This is a genomic window from Pseudonocardia halophobica, from assembly GCF_050948485.1.
GTDB lineage: Bacteria > Actinomycetota > Actinomycetes > Mycobacteriales > Pseudonocardiaceae > Pseudonocardia > Pseudonocardia halophobica.
In genome coordinates this window covers 1-21,276 of the sequence record NZ_CP192046.1, presented here as the reverse complement: position 1 = coordinate 21,276, position 21,276 = coordinate 1, and the positions used below count along the sequence as shown (strand labels likewise).

The 21,276-nt window shown below is 71.4% G+C and carries 15 protein-coding genes and 2 tRNA genes; 3 read left to right on the top strand and 14 right to left on the bottom strand.

Annotated features, from left to right (window positions below):
- Nucleotides 1–1,047: 1,047 nt before the first annotated feature.
- On the bottom strand, nucleotides 1,048–1,779 hold the full coding sequence (locus tag ACQP04_RS00085; protein WP_433505063.1) for a TetR/AcrR family transcriptional regulator: 732 nt from the start codon (nucleotides 1,777–1,779) through the stop codon (nucleotides 1,048–1,050).
- A gap of 137 nt (nucleotides 1,780–1,916) precedes the next feature.
- Between ACQP04_RS00085 and ACQP04_RS00080 the strand changes: the two genes are divergently transcribed.
- Together ACQP04_RS00080 and ACQP04_RS00075 are read left to right on the top strand one after the other, a co-directional pair.
- Nucleotides 1,917–2,207, top strand: coding sequence for a hypothetical protein (locus tag ACQP04_RS00080; RefSeq protein WP_433505062.1), 291 nt, complete (start codon nucleotides 1,917–1,919; stop codon nucleotides 2,205–2,207).
- Between the two features lie 155 nt (nucleotides 2,208–2,362).
- Nucleotides 2,363–3,376 carry a hypothetical protein gene (locus tag ACQP04_RS00075; RefSeq protein WP_433505061.1) on the top strand — a complete coding sequence of 338 codons (1,014 nt, stop codon included), beginning with the start codon at nucleotides 2,363–2,365 and terminating at the stop codon, nucleotides 3,374–3,376.
- A gap of 969 nt (nucleotides 3,377–4,345) precedes the next feature.
- Here ACQP04_RS00075 and ACQP04_RS00070 read toward each other — a convergent pair.
- Nucleotides 4,346–5,650, bottom strand: coding sequence for a PP2C family protein-serine/threonine phosphatase (locus ACQP04_RS00070; RefSeq protein WP_433505060.1), 1,305 nt, complete (start codon nucleotides 5,648–5,650; stop codon nucleotides 4,346–4,348).
- A 58-nt stretch (nucleotides 5,651–5,708) separates the two neighbouring features.
- Here ACQP04_RS00070 and ACQP04_RS00065 point away from each other — a divergent pair, with 58 nt between their 5' ends.
- Nucleotides 5,709–6,104 carry an STAS domain-containing protein gene (locus ACQP04_RS00065; RefSeq protein WP_433505059.1) on the top strand — a complete coding sequence of 132 codons (396 nt, stop codon included), beginning with the start codon at nucleotides 5,709–5,711 and terminating at the stop codon, nucleotides 6,102–6,104.
- A 357-nt stretch (nucleotides 6,105–6,461) separates the two neighbouring features.
- Here the strand turns inward: ACQP04_RS00065 and ACQP04_RS00060 are convergent, their stop codons facing one another.
- The 12 genes from ACQP04_RS00060 to dnaA all read right to left on the bottom strand — a co-directional run bounded on the left by ACQP04_RS00060 (nucleotide 6,462) and on the right by dnaA (nucleotide 21,273).
- A complete protein-coding gene (locus ACQP04_RS00060; protein ID WP_433505058.1) occupies nucleotides 6,462–6,839 on the bottom strand; it encodes a hypothetical protein in 378 nt (125 codons plus the stop codon).
- A gap of 81 nt (nucleotides 6,840–6,920) precedes the next feature.
- Nucleotides 6,921–6,996 (bottom strand) — tRNA-Ala (locus tag ACQP04_RS00055).
- 42 nt (nucleotides 6,997–7,038) lie between these two features.
- Nucleotides 7,039–7,146, bottom strand: a complete 108-nt coding sequence (locus tag ACQP04_RS00050) for a DLW-39 family protein (protein ID WP_433505057.1) — start codon at nucleotides 7,144–7,146, stop codon at nucleotides 7,039–7,041.
- Nucleotides 7,147–7,178: 32 nt separating this feature from the next.
- A tRNA-Ile gene (locus tag ACQP04_RS00045) sits at nucleotides 7,179–7,252 on the bottom strand.
- A gap of 118 nt (nucleotides 7,253–7,370) precedes the next feature.
- The gene (locus ACQP04_RS00040; RefSeq protein ID WP_433508508.1) at nucleotides 7,371–8,096 is read right to left on the bottom strand and encodes a DUF3566 domain-containing protein; all 726 of its coding nucleotides are present in this window, start codon (nucleotides 8,094–8,096) and stop codon (nucleotides 7,371–7,373) included.
- Nucleotides 8,097–8,454: 358 nt separating this feature from the next.
- Complete coding sequence (gene gyrA, locus ACQP04_RS00035; RefSeq protein WP_433505056.1) at nucleotides 8,455–10,977, bottom strand: DNA gyrase subunit A; 2,523 nt, start codon at nucleotides 10,975–10,977, stop codon at nucleotides 8,455–8,457.
- A 51-nt stretch (nucleotides 10,978–11,028) separates the two neighbouring features.
- Nucleotides 11,029–13,008: a DNA topoisomerase (ATP-hydrolyzing) subunit B gene (gyrB, locus tag ACQP04_RS00030; RefSeq protein WP_433505055.1), complete on the bottom strand. Its 1,980-nt coding sequence runs from the start codon at nucleotides 13,006–13,008 to the stop codon at nucleotides 11,029–11,031.
- 437 nt (nucleotides 13,009–13,445) lie between these two features.
- Nucleotides 13,446–13,946, bottom strand: coding sequence for a DUF721 domain-containing protein (locus ACQP04_RS00025; protein ID WP_433505054.1), 501 nt, complete (start codon nucleotides 13,944–13,946; stop codon nucleotides 13,446–13,448).
- Between the two features lie 243 nt (nucleotides 13,947–14,189).
- Nucleotides 14,190–15,326, bottom strand: a complete 1,137-nt coding sequence (recF, locus tag ACQP04_RS00020; RefSeq protein ID WP_433505053.1) for a DNA replication/repair protein RecF — start codon at nucleotides 15,324–15,326, stop codon at nucleotides 14,190–14,192.
- A 14-nt stretch (nucleotides 15,327–15,340) separates the two neighbouring features.
- On the bottom strand, nucleotides 15,341–16,288 hold the full coding sequence (gnd, locus tag ACQP04_RS00015) for a phosphogluconate dehydrogenase (NAD(+)-dependent, decarboxylating) (protein ID WP_433505052.1): 948 nt from the start codon (nucleotides 16,286–16,288) through the stop codon (nucleotides 15,341–15,343).
- Nucleotides 16,289–16,421: 133 nt separating this feature from the next.
- A complete protein-coding gene (dnaN, locus tag ACQP04_RS00010) occupies nucleotides 16,422–17,576 on the bottom strand; it encodes a DNA polymerase III subunit beta (protein WP_433505051.1) in 1,155 nt (384 codons plus the stop codon).
- A 2,035-nt stretch (nucleotides 17,577–19,611) separates the two neighbouring features.
- Complete coding sequence (gene dnaA, locus ACQP04_RS00005) at nucleotides 19,612–21,273, bottom strand: chromosomal replication initiator protein DnaA (protein WP_433505050.1); 1,662 nt, start codon at nucleotides 21,271–21,273, stop codon at nucleotides 19,612–19,614.
- Between the last annotated feature and the right edge of the window lie 3 nt (nucleotides 21,274–21,276).

Genomic DNA, 21,276 nt, shown 5'->3' with positions numbered 1-21,276 from the left:
TCTCCCGCGCTCATCTTCTCTTCTGTCCGACGCGGAGCAGACTACACACAGCCGTGCGTGCATGTCTACCTCAACGGGGTGAGGTTTTCTGACGAGGAGCTGCGGTCGTGGCGCCGAGGATGAAGACCGCCTTCTACCTGCAGCTGACCGGCGGTCCGGAGCAGGCAACCCCACGAGCCGCCGATGATCTCGGACTGCGTGGGCCGCGATCAACTCGTCCGGAGGGTCCGGGGGAAGGCGCTGGCGCCCTCCCGCAGGCGGGTCAGGACGACCGGTCCGTTGACCGACGAGGGCTGCGGGGTGAGGTTCTGTCACCTAGGCGAACCGAGGACGAACGTCCACCACAGGACGGCTGGGCACCGTGACCCTGAGACGTCATTTCAGAAGTCGGCGTGTCGGTCCGTGTGGAGCTGCACTGGTTGCTGATCATGCTCGTCGATGGCGAGGCGATCTTGTGTCGAGCGGTTGGTCAGCGACGCGCGTTGTTATCGCCGTCGTGCGCCCTGAGCTGTCACCGTCGCTAGCCCGGGCTCATCACAAGTGATCGGCGGTGTGGGTGACACCGCAAGAGTGCCTCGTGACCAGGTAGGACAGGGTTTGTCGAAGGCCACGTCCGCCGCGTCGAGGAGGCACTTTCCAGGTGCAGGCTACAACCACCCGTCCGAAGATCGTCGTGACCGCGGACGGGGCCGGGGTGGTCGCGCATGTCGGGTCCCGGCTGCTGGCCGATGTTGCGGATCGCACCACCCGTATGGCGAGCTGTCCGAGGTGCTGGGCGGGCTGTTGGCGCCCGCGCGCCCGGCATGACCCGGGACGGGTGCTGATCGATCTGGCCGGGGCGGTTGCCGATGGCGCGACCACGATCTCCGAGATCGCGGTGCTGGCGGACCAGCAAGCCTGTTCGGGCCGGTGGCGTCGGACTCGACCTGCTGGCGGCTGCTCGACCGGCTGCTCGACCGGCTCGACGATGCCGCCCTTGCCGCGGTGGCCGCATCGCGGGCCAGGGCACGGGAGTCGGAGTGGAGGCGTCCCCGGGTGTCGGTTCCGTCAGGTGAGCAGCTGGCTGCGGAGGCCGGCGAGCAGGATGGCGAGTCCCTCGTCCAGTTCGGTGGCGCCGTCGTAGGCGGCGAGCTCGGCGGCCAGCGAGCGCAGCCGGGGGAACTGCGTGACCCGTAGCCGGTGCAGTCCGAGGCGGAGCAGGTCGTCGGTCTCGTCGGGGGCGTGCACCCGCTCCTGCAGTTCGTGGATGACGTGGCCGTAGAGGAAGCCGGTGAACAGGCGTGCCGCGTGGAGCGCACCGTGGTTGTCGAACCCGGCGCTGATGAACACCTCGAGTAGCTCTTCGAACGGCAGCAGCGTGCCCAGGGGGCGCGAGGCCAGCGGGCCGGACAGCGGTCGGGTCACCAACAGCGGCACCACATTGGGGTGGGCCAGCGCGACTCGGCGGAACGTGTGTGCCGTACGGCGCAGAGCGTTCTCCCAGCCGTTGTCCCCGCCATCGTCCCGGTCCTGCTCGGGTGGGCTGGAGGTGACGAGCTCGGCGGCGACCTGTTCGACGACGCCGTCGAGCAGGTCCTCCTTGCTGGTGGCGTGCCGGTAGATCGCCATCGGATTGCGCTCGAGGGCCTGCCCGAGCCGGCGCATCGTCAAGGCCTCGACACCGCTCTCGTCAACGATCTTCAGCGCGGCGGTCAGGACCTGGTCCCGGGTCAGGCCATGTCGGCGCCCGGAGGACGACTGCGGACCGATGGGCCGCCGCGTGTCGGTGGCGTCGGTCATTAAACCTCCTTAGGTTCAAAGTCTCCATCTATGGCTACGCCGTCGGTCGACGTCTAACGTCTACATCGTAGCCCTGGGCCGTAGCGTGTCCGTTCGTCTGGCTACGAACCTCGATGCGGCCCCGATTACGGAGACTCATGTCTGCTACCACGCCCAGCCAGGCCGCCCTGCACGACGGGGCCGTCACGGCTGCGTCCCCTCGCCGTACCACCGAGACGAAGGCCGCGTTCAAGACGACCGAGTTCGTCGTCTACCTCGTCGCCGTTGCCGGGGTGCTGATCGCCTCCCACCTCGTCGGAGACGGCGACGGACGCGGCGATGTCTTCCTGGCTGACAAGGCCTGGTTCTACGTCACTCTGCTCACGATCGGCTACATGATCAGTCGTGGGTTGGCCAAGGCCGGTAGCCGCGAGCGCTACGAAGCCTGACCCGCGCTTCGGCCCGGACGCCGCGCAGTCGGCGGCAGCCGGGCCGGCTCCAACAGCATCAACCCAGCCCCCTACAAGGGCCGGGACGAATTCAGAGACCGCAGGTGGCTGATCTTCTGGCGCTGCCCGCTGCTTACGAGAGGTACTTCCACACAATGGCTCAGTCACACCAGCGAACCACCGCCGTGCGCAAGGAGACGACCGTCCCGGTTCCCGTCGACGTGACCGTCGAGGAGGGCGACCGGGGCCTGAAGGGCCCGGTCGGCCCGGACGGTGAGCGCGGCGACCAGGGCGACCAGGGCCGGACCGGCCCGGTCGGCCCGGACGGTGAGCGCGGCGACCAGGGCCCCCAAGGCTCGACCGGTCCCGCAGGCCCGGACGGTGAGCGCGGGGACAAGGGCCCCCAGGGCCCGGTCGGCCCCGCCGGCGACAAGGGCGACAAGGGCCCGACCGGTCCCGTCGGCCCGGCCGGTGAGCGCGGCGACAAGGGACCCATCGGTCCGCGCGGCGAGCAGGGCCCCGAGGGCGAGCAGGGCCCCGAAGGCGAGCAAGGGCGCGAGGGTGAGACCGGCCCACAGGGCGCTGTGGGCCTGCCCGGCTCCACCGGCCTGCCCGGCAAGCAGGGTGAGCAGGGGCCGCAGGGCGACAAGGGTCCGCACGGCCTCGTCGGTCTGGCCGGCGAGCGAGGTGAGCAGGGGCCGCAGGGCGCCAGGGGTCTACCCGGTGCACAGGGCCAGCGCGGCGTGATCGGCGAGACCGGGGAGAAGGGCGAGAAAGGCCCGCGCGGCCTGCAAGGTGAGCGGGGCGAGCGGGGCGAGCTGGGTGAGCCCGGCGTCCGTGGCCTGCAGGGCCCGCAGGGTGTACAGGGCCCGGAGGGTCCGGCCGGGGCGGTTGGCGTGCCCGGAGTGCAGGGGCCGCAGGGCCCGACCGGCCCGGCCTGGCTCCACCAGCCCGACACCACCGAGCTCGCGTCCAAGGTCATGCAGGCGGCGCTGAACCTCAAGCCGCGCACCATGCTGGACCCGCGGGTCGGCGTCCGCTACCTCACCACGCTGACCTCGCGGCTGGTGAAACTGCAGGGCGGGCTCATCCTGCGCGCCATCGTCGACACCGACGCCGCGGCCAACAGCCGCCAGGACGACCAGTCCAACGTGCGCTCCATCGCCTGACGAACGCAGCAGGACCCGAGGGCGCCTCGTCCCGCTACAGCGGAACGAGGCGCCCTCGCCGTGCGTGCTGGCGCAATCCACCCGCCAGTCGCCAGATCCAGCAGTAGCGGACTGGCTCACCCTGCCGATATCAGCGGTGTGCACGAGTCCGGGTGGCGGTAGGCGGGAACCGGCCGCAGCCGCGGGCACACGTGCAGGTCATGCTGCGCCTTCCACCCCGGTTCAGCGGTAGCGAGCAGCCAGCCCAGCGCCAGCTCGGCCTGACGAGCACCTTGAGCGCGGCGTTCCGGGTCATGCCCGGCACGGGGTCACCCAGCCCTCGGGCAGGCCCATCATCCATACGAACAGCGGCGACAGCTGCTGTCCGCCCCGCTTCCCCGTGATCGTGGGAGGCGGGGCTACTCGTTGTGTGATCCGCTCCCACCGCTCGATCGCGGGCGCGTGGTCCCCCACGCGACGTGGCAGGCGAGCCCGTCGCGACGTCCCGCGCCGCGTCCGTCAGCGTCGTCCCGTGGCTGCCCGACTGCCCGGGCCCGAGTTCTCGGAGTCCATCACCGTCGGCGTCGGCGACACCCGACGACCCGCCAACGAACCCTCACAGAACACGTCGAGCAGCGTCTCGCCCGAGTGGTACCAGCTGTCCGGCCTCCGGCCTGACGTCGCGTTCCTCGCGCCCTTCGCGTCCGTCGCAGTCGGCGTCGGCAGCAGGCGGTGCACGTCTCCGACAGCGGCCAGCCTTCCTGCTCGACGTACCCGGCTCCTCGACACGCGCCCCGGGCGGCCGGCGTCGGCAGCAGCGTCAGCGCGTCGTCGAGGTTCCGCCTGCCCGAGTCCATCCGCCTGCGCCGTCGCCTCCGACCGGATCCGGCCCGACTCGCCGCCGCGGCCAGCGACCACCCACCTGGCCGAGTGCCGTCGCAGTAATGAACCGAGCCGGCAGGTACCAGCCGCGACAGGGCTGCTCTCCGCTCATGGGGAGGCATGCTCCTGACTGGCCCCGTGGTGGGACTTGCGACCCGTCGACCCGCCGTACCAGTCGAGGCAGAGCACGGTGGCGTCGTCGCGCAGGTTGCCACCGGTGATCCGGAGGACCGCCGCGCCGAGCGCGTGCACGACCTCGCGCGGATGCAAGTGGGCGGTGTCCCGGAGCGTGGTGTGGAAGTCCAGGTCAGCGGCGTTTCGTTCGAGCATTCCGTCCGTGACGAACACGATCCGGTCGCCGGGTTCGAGCGCGAGGGGCTGTAGCTGGAAGGATCTGCCGGGCTCGAGGCCGAACGGTATGTCGATGGCCAGCTTGATCTCCTCGACCCGGCCCCGGCGCAGCCGAAGAGGGCTCGGATGGCCGGCGTTGACGATGATCGCGGTCTTGCGGTCCAGGTCGATCCGGACAACTTGGCCGGTGACGAACCAGCCCACCGAGGAGTGCGTTGTGAGCTCGTCGTTGGCGCTGGTGACCTGCGAGTAGAGGTCCATTCCCGCACGGCGGGCCTTGCGAAGCGCGCTGACGAGGACCGTAGCGAGCATCGCCGCTTCCACGTCGTGGCCCGCGGCGTCGGTGATCGACAGGTGCAGGGCCTCCCGGTCGAGCGTGTAGTCGAAGGTGTCGCCGCCGACGGTGCTGGCGGGTTCGAGCCAGCCGGCCAGGGTGAACTGCCCCGCCTCGCAGGTGAATGCGGGCGGCAGGAGCCGCCGCTGGATCTCCGCGGACAGGGAGAGGGCGGTGGTGCGTTGTCCCCACTCGAACAGATCCGTATAGCGCCGGTTGACGACCACGATGTGGCCGAGAAAGTGTCCGATGCCCGCGATGTCCGCGACCTGCTCGCTGGTCGGGCGGGTGGTGAGCACGAGATCCATCACGCCGATGGCGTCTCCGCGCACGGTCACCGGAGCAGTCACTAGTGTGCCCTCGTCGAGCTCGCGTACCGCGACCTGCTGAGTGCGCAGCACCTCGTCGTACGCGGTTCCCGCCAGGGGCACGGACTCGGCGTTCTCGCTGCCCTGCGTCCGCCCACCCGTCGCGTCCGGAGTGCGCCCGAGCCGGACGAGAACTCGGCCGCTGTAGTCCGCGACGAGAAGACGGACCGCACGCGCGTCGAGCATCGTCGCAAGCTCGTCGGCTGCGACGTCGATCGCGTCGAAGGGCGGGGCCTCCTCGACACGCTCCAGCAGCACGCGAAGATCCGACACCCGCCCGTTCGCGTCAGACATGGCGCTGAGCATAGGGATCAATCGGGGAAGTGCCGGCCTGGAACGCGACGCGATATCCGACGGCACAGCCGAGCAGCATCCCCGTCGGCAAGCGCCGGGCCGGAGCCGTAGCTACGTTACGGGCATGAACGACAGCGAGGGCATGTCGACTCGCTCGGCGAACGAATCAGCGTCGATCAGCATCGCCGATCGCGCCGATGCCGTCGTCGTCTGCGTGGCTGGAGAACTCGACTACGCGACCACGCCGGCCCTTCGGGCTGCCATCGCCGATGCCCTGAGCCGACTGAGCAACCGGCCGTTGATCCTCGACCTGACCAGGGTGACCTTCCTGGGGTCGGCAGGCCTCGCGACGCTGATAGAAGCCGCGGCGGAGGCCGAGCAACAGCTCGCCCCCGTCGGCCCCCTTCGCATCGTCGTCGACGGGACACGGCCAGTAATCCGCCCGCTGCAGCTCAGTGGGCTTGACCAGCTGCTCAGGCTCTACCATGACGTCAAGGATGCGCTCGCCGACCATCAGTAGCGTCCGCCTGGCGATCGCGCAGTGAGGCCGAGGCTCACCCGCCCGGAGGGGACGTCCTCGAGGAGTACGCCGCTCTATGGAGGTGGGCGGGTGGTAGTACCGGGCGGCGGCTGAGCGGGCGACCGCAGCCGTCAGGGCGCCGGGAGGGACCAGCCTCGTCCTCGCCCCCATCAATCGGCAGGAGACGCCCACCTGCCTACTCGAGGACGTTGACTCAGAAGCCGCCCGCCACGCCGCCGCCGACTACTCGCCGCCCTGTCCTTCTCGATGTTCCTGCCCGTCACGCGCACGTGGTTGCGGCGGACGTGGACGGCGCCGTGCTCCAGGTCAATGTCCGACCAGCGCAGCGCCAGCAGCTCAGCTCGCCGCATGCCCGTCACCATCGCGACCCACACAAGTGTGCCCCAGTCCGGCCCCTCCTCCCACGCGGCGGCCACGAGAGCAGCGGCCTCGGCTGGTTGTAGGCGGGTCGGGGTCCGGGGCGGGGAGGCGTGGAATGCGGGCCAGCTCGGCCGGGTTGGAGGCGATCCAGCCCCAACGCTGCGCCGCGGTGATCGCGCCGCGGATGAACTTGCGCAGCATCTTCTTGGCCTCGGCCTCGTCGGTGCTGGAGCCGCACAGGTAGAGCTGCCGTCCGGTGACCGCGTCCGTACCGGCGAAGAGGATCGCCTGGAAGGAGTTGCCCCGGCGCCGGATGATCCCCTCGGCGCGGGGCTTCGGCGGGTTGTTGGCCACACAGCGACGGTAGCCATTGCCTTGTCATTGCCATCACAGTGGTCGAGCGATCCTGCAACTAGCGTTAGTGCTGGTCAGAGGTGGTGGAGACGAGGGGAATCGAACCCCTAACCCCCGCCTTGCAAAGGCGGTGCTCTGCCAATTGAGCTACGTCCCCGTGGGGCCCACGCTACCGCGTGCGGCCCGAGGTGCGGGCGTCCTACTTCGTGGCTTCGTGCCAGGGGTCCTCGGCGGGACGGCTCTTGACCTTGAGGAGGACCAGGATCGCGGCGCCGGCTGCGGCGACGAGAGCGAGGAGCTTCTTCACGTCGATCACCTTCGGAGCCGGTGCCAGAGGAGTGGGCCTAGCTGGATTTGAACCAGCGACCTCATCGTTATCAGCGATGCGCTCTAACCAACTGAGCTATAGGCCCCTGCGGCAGGAACGACTGTACATGAGCCCCCGCCGGCCTCCCGCACCGGCCCCTCGAACCGGGGCGGGAGGCGAATCCGCAGGTCGGCGGCCCGTCGCCGGGCCGCCACGGGCGGACCTCAGTCGCGCTCGGAGAGCGTGACCTCGATCCCACCGACGAGGTCGGCGGAGACGTTGTAGACGAACGCGCCCACGGTGAGTGCCACCGCGAACAGCAGGCTGTTGATCGCGCCGATGATCGCGGCGAAGCCGAAGACGCTGCCGGCGCTGATGAGCGAGCCTCCGCCGCCCTCGCCGCCGCCGGAGACAAGGTCGGCGTAGGTGCCGTTGAGCCGGTCCCAGACGCCCATGCCGTCGAGCACGCCGTACAGCACGCCGACGGCCACGAGCCAGATGAAGAACAGCACCACGGCCAGGACCAGCGCCAGCTTCAGCACCGACCACGGGTCGAACCGCTTGACCTGCAGCAGCGCCTGCCGCGGCGCTCGGCCGGCCACATTCGGCACCTCGGCGTGCACCTCGGCCTGGGACCCGCCCGGGAGGGTCGCGGTCCCGGCCGCGGCTGCCGCTCCCGCGGCCCCCTCGGCGCCGGGCGACCCGCTCCGGTCGATGTAGGCCGTGGGCGCCTCGCTGAGCAGCGAGTCCACCGCGGGCGAGCGCTGCGGGGCCGGACGGGGCGTGCGCACCGTCTCCGCGCCCTCGGCGCCCTCGTCGCCCTGCGCCCGCCGCCACGGCGGAGGCGTCGGCACCGTGCCCGGCTGGACCTGCTGGGTCTCCCCCGCCGCCGTGGCCTCGGACCTCGCCGCGGCGGAACCCGATGCGGCCTCGGGGCGCGGGCTCGGCACCGGCCGCGCCGAGGCGCCGTCGGCACTCGCCGGCTCCGCCGCGGTGGCCGCGGCCGACCCGGACCCGTTGGACGACGACCCGTTGGTCGAGGTCGCGGAACCCACGGCCCCGTTCCCGGCCGCCTCCGCGGCCGCGGGCGTGGTCCGGTCCTCGGCCGTGTCGGCCTCGGCCGGCGCCGCCGCGGCCCCGTCGGCGGGCAGCTGGGGCGAGTCGGGGCTGTCCGTGGCGACACGCCCCTCGTCCTTGGCGCCCGGCGGCGTCGCCGGCTCTTCGTTCTCGCTCACGAGGTGGAGCACTCCTCGTCGGTCGGCGTGCAGGACATCGTGCGGGACAGCGGGGTCACCCGGTGGGCCGGCCTCAGCCGGTCACCTCGGGGGCGTCCGCATCGTCCTCCGCGTTGCGCGCGACCGCCAGCAGCGTGGCGTTCTCGCCGAGGTTCATGAGGCGCACCCCCTTCGTCTGCCGGCCGGCCTTCCGCACCTCGCGGGCCGAGGTCCGGATGACGCCGCCGGTCGACGTGATCGCGTACAGCTCGTCGTCGATCCCGACGATGAGCGCGCCGACCAGCGTGCCACGGCGGCGGTCGTACTGGAGGGTCAACACTCCCTTGCCGCCGCGTCCCTGGACCGGGTAGTCCTCGATCGGGGTGCGCTTCGCGTACCCGCCCGCGGTGGCGACCAGGACGAAGCGGTCCGGCTGGACCACGCCGATCGACAGCAGCCGGTCCCCGTCGTTGAAGCGCATGCCCAGCACGCCGGACGTGGCCCGGCCCATCGGGCGCAGCACCTCGTCGCTGGCGGTGAACCGGATCGACTGTCCCTCGGCGGAGACGAGCAGCAGGTCGTCGTCCGCGGCGCAGAGCACCGCGCCGATCAGCTCGTCCTCGTCCCGCAGGTTGATGCCGATCAGGCCGCCGGAGCGGTTGGAGTCGAAGTCCTCGAGCCGGGACTTCTTCACCAGGCCGTTTCTCGTCGCGAGGACGAGATAGGGCGCGGCCTGGTAGTCCTTGATCTGCATGACCTGGGCGATGTGTTCGTCCGGCTGGAAGGCCAGCAGGTTGGCGACGTGCTGGCCCCGGGCGTTGCGGTTCGCCTCGGGCAGCTCGTAGGCCTTGAGCCGGTACACGCGGCCCTTGTTCGTGAAGAACAGGATCCAGTCGTGCGTGGAGCACACGAAGAAGTGGGCGACGATGTCGTCCTGCTTCAGGGTGGCGCCCTGCACGCCCTTGCCGCCGCGCTTCTGCGCGCGGTACAGGTCCGTCTTGGTGCGCTTCGCGTAGCCGGTCTCGGTGATCGTGACGACCACGTCCTCGACGGCGATGAGGTCCTCGTTGGTGACGTCGCCGTCGTCGGCGACGAGGCGGGTGCGCCGCTCGTCGCCGTGCTTGTCGACGATCTCCATGAGCTCGTCGCGGACGATCTGCCGCTGTCGCTCGGGCCGGGCGAGGATGTCCTCGTAGTCGGCGATCTCGAGCTCGATCTCGGCCAGCTCGTCGACGATCTTCTGCCGCTCCAGGGCCGCCAGGCGGCGGAGCTGCATGTCCAGGATCGCCTGGGCCTGGATCTCGTCGACCTCGAGCAGGTCGATGAGGCCCTGCCGTGCGACGTCGACCGTCTCCGACGCCCGGATCAGCGCGATGACCTCGTCGAGCGCGTCGAGCGCCTTGACCAGACCACGCAGGATGTGGGCCCGCTCCTCGGCCTTGCGCAGCCGGTAGCGGGTGCGCCGGACGATGACCTCGATCTGGTGCCGGATGTAGTTCCGGACGACCTGGTCCAGCCGCAACGTGCGGGGCACGCCGTCGACGATCGCCAGCATGTTGACGCCGAAGCTGTACTGCAGCTGGCTGTGCTTGTAGAGGTTGTTCAGCACGACCTTGGCCACGGCGTCGCGCTTCAGCGTGAAGACGATCCGCATGCCGACGCGGTCGGACGACTCGTCGTTGATCTCGGAGATCCCGGTGAGCTTGCCGTCCCGGATCATCGAGGCGATCGACTCGACGAGGTTGTCCGGGTTGACCTGGTACGGCAGCTCGGTGACGACGAGGGTGGTGCGCCCCTTGGCGTCCTCCTCGACCTCGACGACCGCGCGCATCCGGACCGAGCCGCGGCCCGTGCGGTAGGCCGACTCGATGCCGTCCCGCCCCACGATCAGGCCGGCCGTCGGGAAGTCCGGGCCCTTGATGCGGGCCATGAGCGCGTCGAGGAGCTCCTCGTCCGACGCCTCGTGGTTGTCCAGCGCCCAGACCACGCCCTCGCCGACCTCGCGCAGGTTGTGCGGCGGGATGTTCGTGGCCATGCCGACGGCGATGCCGACGGAGCCGTTGATCAGCAGGTTGGGCACCCGCGACGGCAGGACGACGGGCTCCTGCGTCTTTCCGTCGTAGTTGTCGATCAGGTCGACGGTGTCCTCGTTGATGTCCTGCAACATCGCGAGGGCGAGCGGCGAGAGGCGGCACTCCGTGTACCGCATGGCCGCCGCGGGGTCGTTGCCCCGGGAGCCGAAGTTGCCCTGCCCGTCGATCAGCGGGTAGCGCATCGACCACGGCTGGGCGAGCCGGACCAGCGCGTCGTAGATCGCCGAGTCGCCGTGCGGGTGGTAGTTACCCATCACCTCGCCGACGACGCGGGCGCACTTGACGTAGGAACGGTCCGGCCGGAAGCCGTTCTCCCCCATCGAGTAGAGGACGCGCCGGTGCACCGGCTTGAGACCGTCCTCGACCAGCGGCAGGGCGCGCCCGACGATCACGCTCATCGCGTAGTCGATGTACGAGCGCTGCATCTCGTGCTGGATGTCGACCGGCTCGATCCGGTCGCCACCGCCGGCGCCGCCGTTCGCGGGCCCGCCCGGTGGGAGCGTGGGGTCCAGGGTGTCGGTCATCGTCCTTCTCTCACGTGCGATCCATACGTCCGTCCAAGACACTCGTGCGATCTAGACGTCCAGGAAGCGCACGTCCTTCGCGTTGCGGGTGATGAAGGAACGCCGCGACTCCACGTCCTCGCCCATCAGGACGGAGAACAGCTCGTCCGCCGTGGCGGCGTCGTCGAGGGTGACGCGGGAGAGCATCCGGTGCGCCGGGTCCATGGTCGTCTCCCAGAGCTCCTTGGCGTTCATCTCGCCGAGGCCCTTGTACCGCTGCACGCCCTCGTCCTTGGGCAGCTTCTTGCCGGCCTCGCGACCGGCCGCGATCAGCCCGTCCCGCTCCGCGTCGGAGTAGGCGAACTCCGGCTCCGAACCGCGGCCGGACCACTTGATCTTGTAGAGCGGCGGGTTCGCCAGGAAGACGTGGCCGGCCTCGACGAGCGGACGCATGAACCGGAACAGCAGCGTGAGCAGCAGCGTGCGGATGTGCTGGCCGTCGACGTCCGCGTCGGCCATCAGCACGATCTTGTGGTACCGCAGCTTCGCGAGGTCGAACTCCTCGTGGATGCCGGTGCCCAGCGCCGTGATGATCGACTGGACCTCGGTGTTCTTGAGGACGCGGTCGATCCGGGCCTTCTCGACGTTGATGATCTTGCCGCGGATCGGCAGGATCGCCTGGTACATCGAGTCCCGGCCGGACTTGGCCGAGCCGCCCGCGGAGTCGCCCTCCACGATGTAGACCTCGGACTTCGTCGGGTCCGTGGAGCGGCAGTCCGCCAGCTTGCCCGGCAGACCGCCGATGTCGCCCGCGCTCTTGCGCCGGACCAGCTCGCGGGCCTTGCGGGCCGCCAGCCGGGCCTGCGCCGACGACACCGCCTTGTTCACGATGATCTTGGCCTCGGCCGGGTTGCGCTCGAACCAGTCCGAGAGCCACTCGTTGCTGATCTTCTGCACGAACGACTTGACCTCGGTGTTGCCGAGCTTGGTCTTCGTCTGGCCCTCGAACTGCGGTTCGGCGACCTTGACCGACACGATCGCGGCGAGGCCCTCGCGGATGTCGTCCCCGGACAGGGCCGGGTCCTTCTCCTTGAGCAGCTTCTTGTCCCGCGCGTACCGGTTGACCGTGGTGGTCAGCGCGGAGCGGAAGCCCTCCTCGTGGGTACCGCCCTCGTGCGTGTTGATCGTGTTCGCGAACGTGTAGACGGACTCGGAGTAGCCCGAGTTCCACTGCATCGCGACCTCGATCTGGTGCCCGGGGCCCTCGCCGGTGTAGCCGATGACCTTGCGGTGGATCGGGTCCTTGCTCTTGTTGAGGTGGGCGACGAAGTCCTCGAGGCCGCCCGGGTAGTGGAAGGTCTGCTCCTTGACCTTGGCGACGAAGCCCTCGGCGTCGGGCTCCTCGGCCTCCTCCGACTCCCCGTTGCGCTCGTCGCGCAGGACGATCGTGAGCCCCTTGTTGAGGAACGCCATCTCCTGCAGCCGGCGCTGGATGGTCTCGAGGTTGTAGGTCGTGGTCTCGAAGATCGTGGGGTCGGCCCAGAAGGTGATCGAGGTGCCGGTGCGCTTCGTGGCCTCGCCCTTGTGCAGGACGCCGGGGACGGAGTGGTCGTAGCGCTGGGTCCAGACGTGGCCCCCGACGTTGATCTCGACGTCCAGCCGGCTCGACAGCGCGTTCACCACCGAGACGCCGACGCCGTGCAGGCCGCCGGACACCGCGTAGGACTTGCCGTCGAACTTGCCGCCGGCGTGCAGCACGGTGAGCACGACCTCGACGGCCGGCTTCTTCTCCACCGGGTGCATGTCGACCGGGATGCCGCGGCCGTCGTCCACCACGCGGACGCCGCCGTCGGCGGTCAGGGTCACCTCGACGCGCGTCGCGTACCCGGCCATCGCCTCGTCGACCGCGTTGTCCACGACCTCCCAGATGAGGTGGTGCAGACCGCGCTCGCCGGTGGAGCCGATGTACATGCCGGGGCGCTTGCGGACGGCCTCCAGGCCCTCGAGGACCGTGATCGACGACGCGCTGTAGCCGCTCTTCTTCTCCGCCACGGGCTGTTGGTCTCCTCGCCACGAGAGCCGGCCCGGGGACGCGCGGGACACGCGCCGGTACCGGCGAGGACCGGGCGGGGCACGGGGACCCGCACGGCACTACTGATGATTCTACCGGTCCGGCCCGACAGGAATGCGGCTAGGACACGTCCAGAATCGTCACAGCGGCGCGATCGTGGGCCGAAACGGGTCCGGACGGCGGGAACGGGGGTCGAACGGCGCTCCTGCGGCGTCATGTGGCGCTGAGCGGGCCCCTGACGGGACGCGAACGGTCGTCCCCGCCCCGTCACCGCCGGGATGACCGAACAGCACCTTCGCTCCATCCTAGTGAGCCGGAGCGCCGTTCGTGCTGGTCGCGGAGGTGCGTCGGGGCGGGTCAGCCGTCCGTGTCCCGACGTTCCCCGGACCGCCGCCCGGGTACAGCACTCCCTGGCCGATCAGCCGTACGTGTCCCGGGGGCCGCGGCCGCGGACGTGGCGGGGGCCGTGCCGCCAGCTCGGCCCGCTCGGCCCGACCACGCGGATCCGGCGCACGACGTCCGGCCCCACCGCCCCGGCGAGCCGCTGCAGCAGCTGGCGCTGCAACGTGCGGAGCTGCGTGGCCCACGCGGTCGACTCCGCCTGCAGGGTCAGCTCGCCGTCCCGCAGGGAGACCGGCGTGCAGTGGTCGGCGATGTCCGGCCCGACGAGCGTGGGCCAGCGGCCCAGCACCGTCGCATCGGTCAGCCGCGAGGACCAGCCGCGGTCCATCGCCACCCGGGACACCACCCGGCCGAACGGCTGCGGGTCGCGGTTGTCCGGGCCGGGGCCGGACCAGCGCCGGCGGCGACCGCGGCCGAAGCCCCTCGGCCGCACGCCCCGCTGCTCGGCCTCCCGCTCCTGCCGCTTCTGGGCGTTGGCCTCCCGGGCGGCCGCCAGCGCGTCCCGGGCGAGGTCCACGCCGCGTCGCTCACCGTCGCCGACCGGATCCTCCCCGTCGCGCCGAGCGGTACGAGCGGTCTCGTCCCCAGGGGTGTGGACAGGGCTGTGGGCTACCGACCGGTCCGACGGTCGATCGGTCGCGGCGGGCGGTGTGTTGTGACGGGAGTCACGAGAGGAGCGGGAGTTATCCACAGTATCCACAACCTTGTCCCCAGGAGCGCCCGCCCGGAGGGCGCTCGACGTCTTCCGTTCCGTCGCACGTCAGGTGGTGTTCGGGGGTGGTGTGTCCGGTTCGACCCGTACCGCCGATCCACCGCCCACCGCATAGCGCGTCCCCAGCAGCTCCGCCGGGACGTCCTCCGCGACCGCCGCCGTCACGACGACCTGCTCCGCCTCTGCGGCGACCGCGGACAACGCGCGCCGCCGTTGCGCGTCCAGCTCGGCGAACACGTCGTCGAGGATGAGGACGGGCTCGACGTCGTCGGCCTTCAGCAGCCGGTACGAGGCCAGCCGCAGGGCGAGCGCGATCGCCCACGACTCGCCGTGGCTCGCGTAGCCCTTCGCCGGCCCCTCGCCGAGGTTGAGCAGAAGGTCGTCGCGGTGCGGGCCGACCAGGCACACCCCGCGCTCGATCTCCTGCCGGCGCACCTGGGCGAGCTCGTCGAGGAGGAGCGCCTCCAGCTCCTGTGGTGAGAGGGGCAGCTCGCCGGGGATCGAGCACCGGTAGGCCAGCGTCAAGGGATCCGACGAGGGCGCCACCTCGGCGAACGCCTTCTCGGCGTGCGGCGCGATCCCCTCGACCAGGTCGAGCCGGCCGGCCAGCAGCGCGGCGCCGTGCCGGGCGAGGTGTCCGTCCCAGACCTCGAGGGTGGAGAGGTCGGCGTGGCGGTTGCGCGCGGTCTTGAGCAGCGCGGACCGCTGCCGCAGCACGCGCTCGTAGTCGCTGCGCACGCCGGCGTAGCGCGGGTAGCGCGCCACGAGCAGCTCGTCGAGGAACCGTCGGCGCTCGCCGGGGTCGCCGCGGACGAGGGCGAGATCCTCCGGCGCGAACAGGACGCTGCGCAGGATGCCGAGGATCTCGCGCGGGCGCGCCACCGGCGCGCGGTTCACCCGCGCCCGGTTGGCCTTGCCGGCGGTGATCTCCAGCTCGACGTTCAGCTCGCGGCCCTGGTGCACGACCTGGCCGCGGACGATGGCGCGCTCGGCGCCGCGCCGGATCAGCGGGGCGTCCGTGGCGACCCGGTGCGAGCCGAGCGTGGCGAGGTACCCGATCGCCTCGACCAGGTTCGTCTTGCCGACGCCGTTGGCCCCGACCAGGACGGTGACGCCCGGTTCCAGGAGGAGCTCCGCGCGTTCCCAGGAGCGGAAGTCCTCGACGGCGAGCCGACGGAGATGCACCTCGTAGGTCTACCTCAACCGTGGGTGGAGCCGGTGCCCGAGCTGGGTCCCGCGACGTCGCCGGGGGCGCCGGCCGGTCCGGCGGCCTTCTTCACCGCGTGCCCGCCGAACTGGTTGCGCAGCGCGGCGACCGCCTTCATCGCGGGGGACTCGTCCTGCCGGGAGGCGAACCGCGCGAACAGCGCCGCGGAGATCACCGGCAGCGGAACGGCGTGCTGGATGGCCTCCTCGATCGTCCACCGACCCTCACCGGAGTCGTCGACGTAGCCCTCGAGGTCGGCCAGGTGCGGGTCCTCGCGCAGCGCGTTGACCAGCAGGTCCAGCAGCCAGGACCGCACGACGGTGCCGCGCGACCACGCCTGGATCACCCCGGGCACGTCCTCGACCAGCGGCGAGGCCTCCATCAGCTCGAAACCCTCGGCGTAGGCCTGCATCAGGCCGTACTCGATGCCGTTGTGCACCATCTTCGAGAAGTGGCCGGCCCCGACCGGGCCGGCGTGGGCGAAGCCCTCCTCGCGCGGGCCCTCCGGCCGCAGCGCGTCGAAGATCGGCATGGCGAGCTCGATGTGCTCCGGGGCGCCGCCCGCCATCAGGCCGTAGCCGTTGTCCTTGCCCCAGATGCCGCCGGACACACCGCAGTCGACGTAGCCGATCCCCTTGCCGCGCAACAGATCCGCGTTCGGGGCGTCGTCGGTGTAGCGGGAGTTGCCGCCGTCGATCACCAGGTCGCCGGGCTCGAGGATGTCGGCCAGCGCGCGGACCGTGGAGCGGGTCGGCTCGCCGGAGGGCACCATCACCCAGACCACCCGCGGCGCGGACAGCGCCTTCGCGAGGTCCTCGACCGACGGCACGTCGGTCACCTCGGGCCGCGGGTCGAACCCGACGACCTCGTGGCCCGCCGCGCGCACCCGGTCCCGCATGTTGCCGCCCATGCGGCCCAGGCCGATCAGTCCGAGTTGCACGTCCCGCTCCCTACAGCTCGCTCGTGGGTCCCCGCGCCGGCCGGCGCCGGACCCATCGTGCCGCATCGGACGGCGCGACGATCAGTCGGAGCGCGGCGCGCTCGGACGCCGATGGTCGCGTCGCGAGCTCCGCTCAGCCCGGCAGGCGGACCGGCATCAGCAGGTGGAGGTACCCCGGAACGGCGAGGGCGTCGCCCGCGTCCTCACCGTCGGCCGGCGGCACGACCGGGCGCACCAGGGCGGGCCGGTTCGGGGTGGTGAACGTGAGCTGCGCCTTCTCGGTGTGCAGCGCGCCGAGGGCGTCGAGCAGGTAGCCGGGGTTGAACGCGATGGTCAGCGCGGTGCCGTCGAGCGCGCAGGGCAGCTCCTCCTCGGCGCTCCCGACGTCCTCGCCGCCGGCCGCGAGCCGCAGGCCCTCCTCGCCGAACTCCAGCCGGATCTGCGCGACCCGGTCCGCGACCAGCGACACGCGCTTGATCGCCTCGACGAGCGCGGCGACCTCCAGCTCGGCCGCGGTGGTGTGCTCGGCCGGGATCAGCTGGCGGAAGCGCGGGAACTCGGCGTCGAGCAGGCGGGTGGTGGCGCGGCGGCCGCCGCCGGTCATGCCGAGCATCCCGTCGCCGGCGGAGAGCGCGATCTCGACGGTGCCGGCGCCGGCGAGCGTCTTCGCCACGTCCGAGAGGGTCTTCGCCGGAATGAGCACGGCGGTGGACACGCCGGCGTCCTCGGGCTGCCAGTCGAGCTCGCGGACCGCGAGGCGGAACCGGTCGGTGGCGGCCAGGGTCAGCCGTGAGCCCTCGATCTCGAGCCGGACGCCGGTGAGCATCGGCAGCGTGTCGTCCCGGCCCGCGGCGACGGCCACCTGGGCGACCGCCCCGGCCAGCTCCGCCGCGTCGACCGCGCCGGCGCGCTGCGGCATCGCCGGCAGCTGCGGGTAGTCCTCCACCGGCATGATCGGCAGCGAGAACCGGCTGTTCCCGCAGTTGATCGTGGCCCGGGCGCCGTCCACGACGAGGTCGACCGGCTTGTTCGGCAGGGCGCGGGTGATGTCCGCGAGCAGCCGGCCGGAGACCAGCACCTGGCCCGGGTCGCCGATCGTCGCGTCGAGCTCCACGCGGGCCGAGGTCTCGTAGTCGAACCCGGAGACCGTGAGCCGGTCGCCGCCCTCCCCCGAGGCGGCGTCGATCAGGACACCGCCCAGGACCGGAACCGGCGGCCGCGCGGGCAGGCTGCGTGCCACCCAGGCGGCAGCGTCGGCGAGGACGTCGCGTTCGACCCGGAACTTCATGGCGAGGGAGACCTTTCACCGGTGGTCACTGGGTGTGACCGGGAGGCGGGCACACGGGACGGGCTGTGAGGAGCCCGGACGAGGTGGGTCCCCGACGGGGTCCGGCGGCTCGGCCGCGAACGGCGCCCCGGGATCCCGCCGACGGCCCGGCGGTCCGGGATCGGCCGACTCACCGTAGAGCCTCCCGCGTCCGGGTGTCACGTCGCCCGGTCGCCGTCCGGCGAGCGGTCGGCGGAGATCGGCTCGTGCCCCGTCCGTGTCCTCCATCCACCCCCTTCTTTCTCTTGTAGTTCCTCGAAGAGAGAACTCCAGAAGCAGAGACAGGGCCTGTGCACAGTGTGGATGGCCGTCGTCGCAGCAGGTCGCGCGGTGCGGCGTCCTGGGGACCGAGCCTCGGGACCGAGTCGGGACGGACGCGGCGGGCCGTGGATGGCCGGCGTTCTCGCGAGGTTGTCCGATGCCCATCCCCGTCCCGGTGGGGAGTTGTCCACTGTTCTCGGGGCGTCCGTCCACGGGCTCCGGCACGACAATCCACAGAGTTGTCCCCAGATGTGGGTGAAGCGTGGCCGTGCGTCCACGCTGTGCGACCGGTCGGCGTCGTCGCGGCAACCCGGTGGCGACGGGCGGCACCCTCAGAAGTCCCGCCCTGCACACGTTCCGCAACTGACCGTGAGCGGAACGGTCACGCCGCGAGCCCGGCGCTGGGCCGGCCGTGCGCCGAACGCCCACTACCGGACGACGAGCGGTGAGGGCGGGAGCGACACGCGGGCGATTTCGATCTCTACCGGATGGAGATCGCGATCGGGAGGTGTGGGAGGCGGCGGAGGGAAGTGGATCTCCGCGACGGTCACTCCGCGTGCTGCGCAGAGGCGCTGAGACGGCCGCTGAGGCCCGTTCGCGATGAGCCGTGTGGGTGCAGGTGGTCCGGCGCAGGCGGTGACGGTGCGAGACCGGGCGGCTCGGCCAGTCCCGTGGTGTTCGGCGCTCTCGGGGCTAGGGATGGCTGGGGACAACTCACCATCACGGCTGCTCGGACGCCCCGCGAGTCGGGAGATGTGGCAGCGCGAGTCGGGAGGTGTGGGTCCCGAGTCAGCAGGCGGGACCGCAAGCCGGGCGAGGCCGGCGCCACGAGTCGGAGTTCGACATCGCGAGTCGGGAGATCCAGCAGCGCGAGTCGGGCGTTGTCAGGCGAGTCGGGCGAGGGGCGTCCGCGTGGGCGGGATGACGTTCGCGGTCGCTTCGTCGGACAGACGTCGGCCGACGGGGGCAGTACCGATCATGGTCGGCGCACGAGCCGGATAGCGCTCGCGATCGCCGGCTCGGGCACGCGCTCGAGGGAGTCCCGGGCGATGCTCGCAGAGAGAGTCATCGCGTTCGGTCGGTCGCACATCCGGAGTGGCGTCGCGCGGGCCGTCGACGGGGTGTGCGGCGTGTTCTCCGGGTGTGGGAGCGGGATCGAAGAGGTGTGGCAGGTCGGAGCGGGTGTGCGCGTCGCGGCGCCGCGTCCACACCCGGGCGGCTGCTCCATCCCCGGCAGCAGCGGCGGCAACCGACCACGACGCTGCTCGCACAACTGATCGGACGTCTCCCACAACTGATCGGCCGTCGCACATCCGGCCGGCCGCCGTCCCATACCGCTTCGACCGTCGGCACACCTCGTCGACGGATGTGCCGGGCCACTCCGGGTGTGCGGTGTCGAGCGGTCGCGGGTCCGCGGGAGGCCAGGCGCCGGGCGTCGGCAGAGCGGAGGCGTCATCCTCGATCGGTCGCACACCCGAAGTGGCGTCGCGCGGGGGCGTCGACGGGATGTGCGGAGCGAGCGGCGGGTGTGTGAGCGGGAAGAGAAGGCGTGCCGCGGCCCCGGCGGGTGTGCGGGAGGCTGTTGCGTCGAGGTCTGCCTGGCACGATCAGCGCCGCCCGCCACAGCCCGAGTTCGCGACCGCGCGAGACCGATCGCTCCCGGCCGCCCGCGTGAGAGATGGGTGCCGCTCCTCCGAGAGGGAGGCAGCACCCCCGGGCGGTCAGTGCCGGGCGGTCAGTGCCGGGCGCGCTGCTTGATGCGGGCGGTGAGCTCCTGCACCTGCTCGAAGGTCTTGCGACGCAGTGAGATCTCGTTGCGGATCTTCTTGTCCGCGTGCATGACCGTGGTGTGGTCGCGGCCGCCGAAGGTCTGTCCGATGCGCGGCAGCGAGAGGTCGGTGAGCTCGCGGCACAGGTACATGGAGATCTGGCGGGCCTGGGCGAGGGCCTTCGTCTTCCCCGGCCCGCAGAGCTCCTCCATCGTCACGTCGAAGAACTCGGCGGTGACCGCCATGATCGTCGGCGCGGTGATCTCGGAGGCGGCCGAGTCGGGGATGAGGTCGCGCAGCACGATCTCGGCGAGCTGCGTGTCGACCGGCTGCCGGTTGAGCGAGGCGAAGGCCGTCACGCGGATCAGCGCGCCCTCGAGCTCGCGGATGTTCCGCTCGATGCGCTCGGCGATGAACTCCAGTACGTCCCCGGGCACGGCGAGCCGGTCCTGCGCGGCCTTCTTCCGGAGGATCGCGATGCGCGTCTCCAGCTCGGGCGGCTGGATGTCGGTGATCAGGCCCCACTCGAACCGCGTGCGCATGCGGTCCTCGAGGGTCTCGAGACGCTTCGGCGGCCGGTCGGAGGAGACGACGATCTGCTTGTTCGCGTTGTGGAGGGTGTTGAAGGTGTGGAAGAACTCCTCCTGGGTCCCCTCCTTTCCCTCCAGGAACTGGATGTCGTCGACCAGCAGGACGTCGACGTCCCGGTAGCGGCGCTGGAAGGCGACCTTGCGGTCGTCGCGTAGGGAGTTGATGAAGTCGTTCGTGAACTCCTCGGTACTGACGTACCGCACCCGCATCCCCGGGAAGAGCCGCTGGGCGTAGTGCCCCACCGCGTGCAGCAGGTGGGTCTTGCCCAGCCCGGACTCGCCCCAGATGAAGAGCGGGTTGTAGGCGCGCGCCGGCGCCTCGGCCACCGCCACCGCCGCGGCGTGCGAGAAGCGGTTCGACGCCCCGATGACGAAGGTGTCGAAGGTGTACTTCTCGTTCAGCCGGGTCTGCGAGCGCGGCGCGACCGGGTCGCCCGCCTGCGGGGCCGAGTAGGTCGGCCACACCTCGGGACGGCCGGGGGTGAGCGGGCCGACCTCGCCGGGGGCCGGCGGCTCGACGCGGTCGACCCCGGCGGGCTCGGGGAGCGCCGCGGCCGCGGCCGGGTCCACCGGGATGCCCGACGGCGGAGTGGGCGCGTCGTGCACCGTGCCGTCCGACCCGTTCGGGGCCGGCGGCGCCATGCCGGGCAGGGGTGCCGCCGCGACCGGGCTCCGACCGTCGGCGATCTCGCCGAGCGACGGGGCACCGGGCCGCACGCGCGACGGCGGGTCCGGGACGTCCGTCCCGCCGGAGGCGGCGTTGGCGTCGACCACCACCGCGAGGTTCACCTGCACGCCCATGTGCCGGCCGATGGCATCGCTGATCGGGCGCCGGAGGATCCGCTCGATCGCGTCCTTCGCGAACTCGCTGGGCGCGGCGAGCAGGGCCGTGCCGTCGAGGAGCCCGAGCGGGCGGGTCAGTCGCAGGAAGGCGCGCTGCTGCGCGGACAGCCCGGGCGAACCCGGATCCGTCGTGGGTCCGGCGAGGTCGGCGATGACCAGGCTCCACACCTGGGCGAGGTCACCGGGTTCGGCCACCGC

Bases quoted from the DNA above. Each gene is read 5' to 3' on its own strand.
- ACQP04_RS00085 (WP_433505063.1), bottom strand. From the start codon at position 1,779: ATGACCGACGCCACCGACACGCGGCGGCCCATCGGTCCGCAGTCGTCC.
- ACQP04_RS00080 (WP_433505062.1), top strand. From the start codon at position 1,917: ATGTCTGCTACCACGCCCAGCCAGGCCGCCCTGCACGACGGGGCCGTC.
- ACQP04_RS00075 (WP_433505061.1), top strand. From the start codon at position 2,363: ATGGCTCAGTCACACCAGCGAACCACCGCCGTGCGCAAGGAGACGACC.
- ACQP04_RS00065 (WP_433505059.1), top strand. From the start codon at position 5,709: ATGAACGACAGCGAGGGCATGTCGACTCGCTCGGCGAACGAATCAGCG.
- gyrA (WP_433505056.1), bottom strand. From the start codon at position 10,977: ATGACCGACACCCTGGACCCCACGCTCCCACCGGGCGGGCCCGCGAAC.
- dnaN (WP_433505051.1), bottom strand. From the start codon at position 17,576: ATGAAGTTCCGGGTCGAACGCGACGTCCTCGCCGACGCTGCCGCCTGG.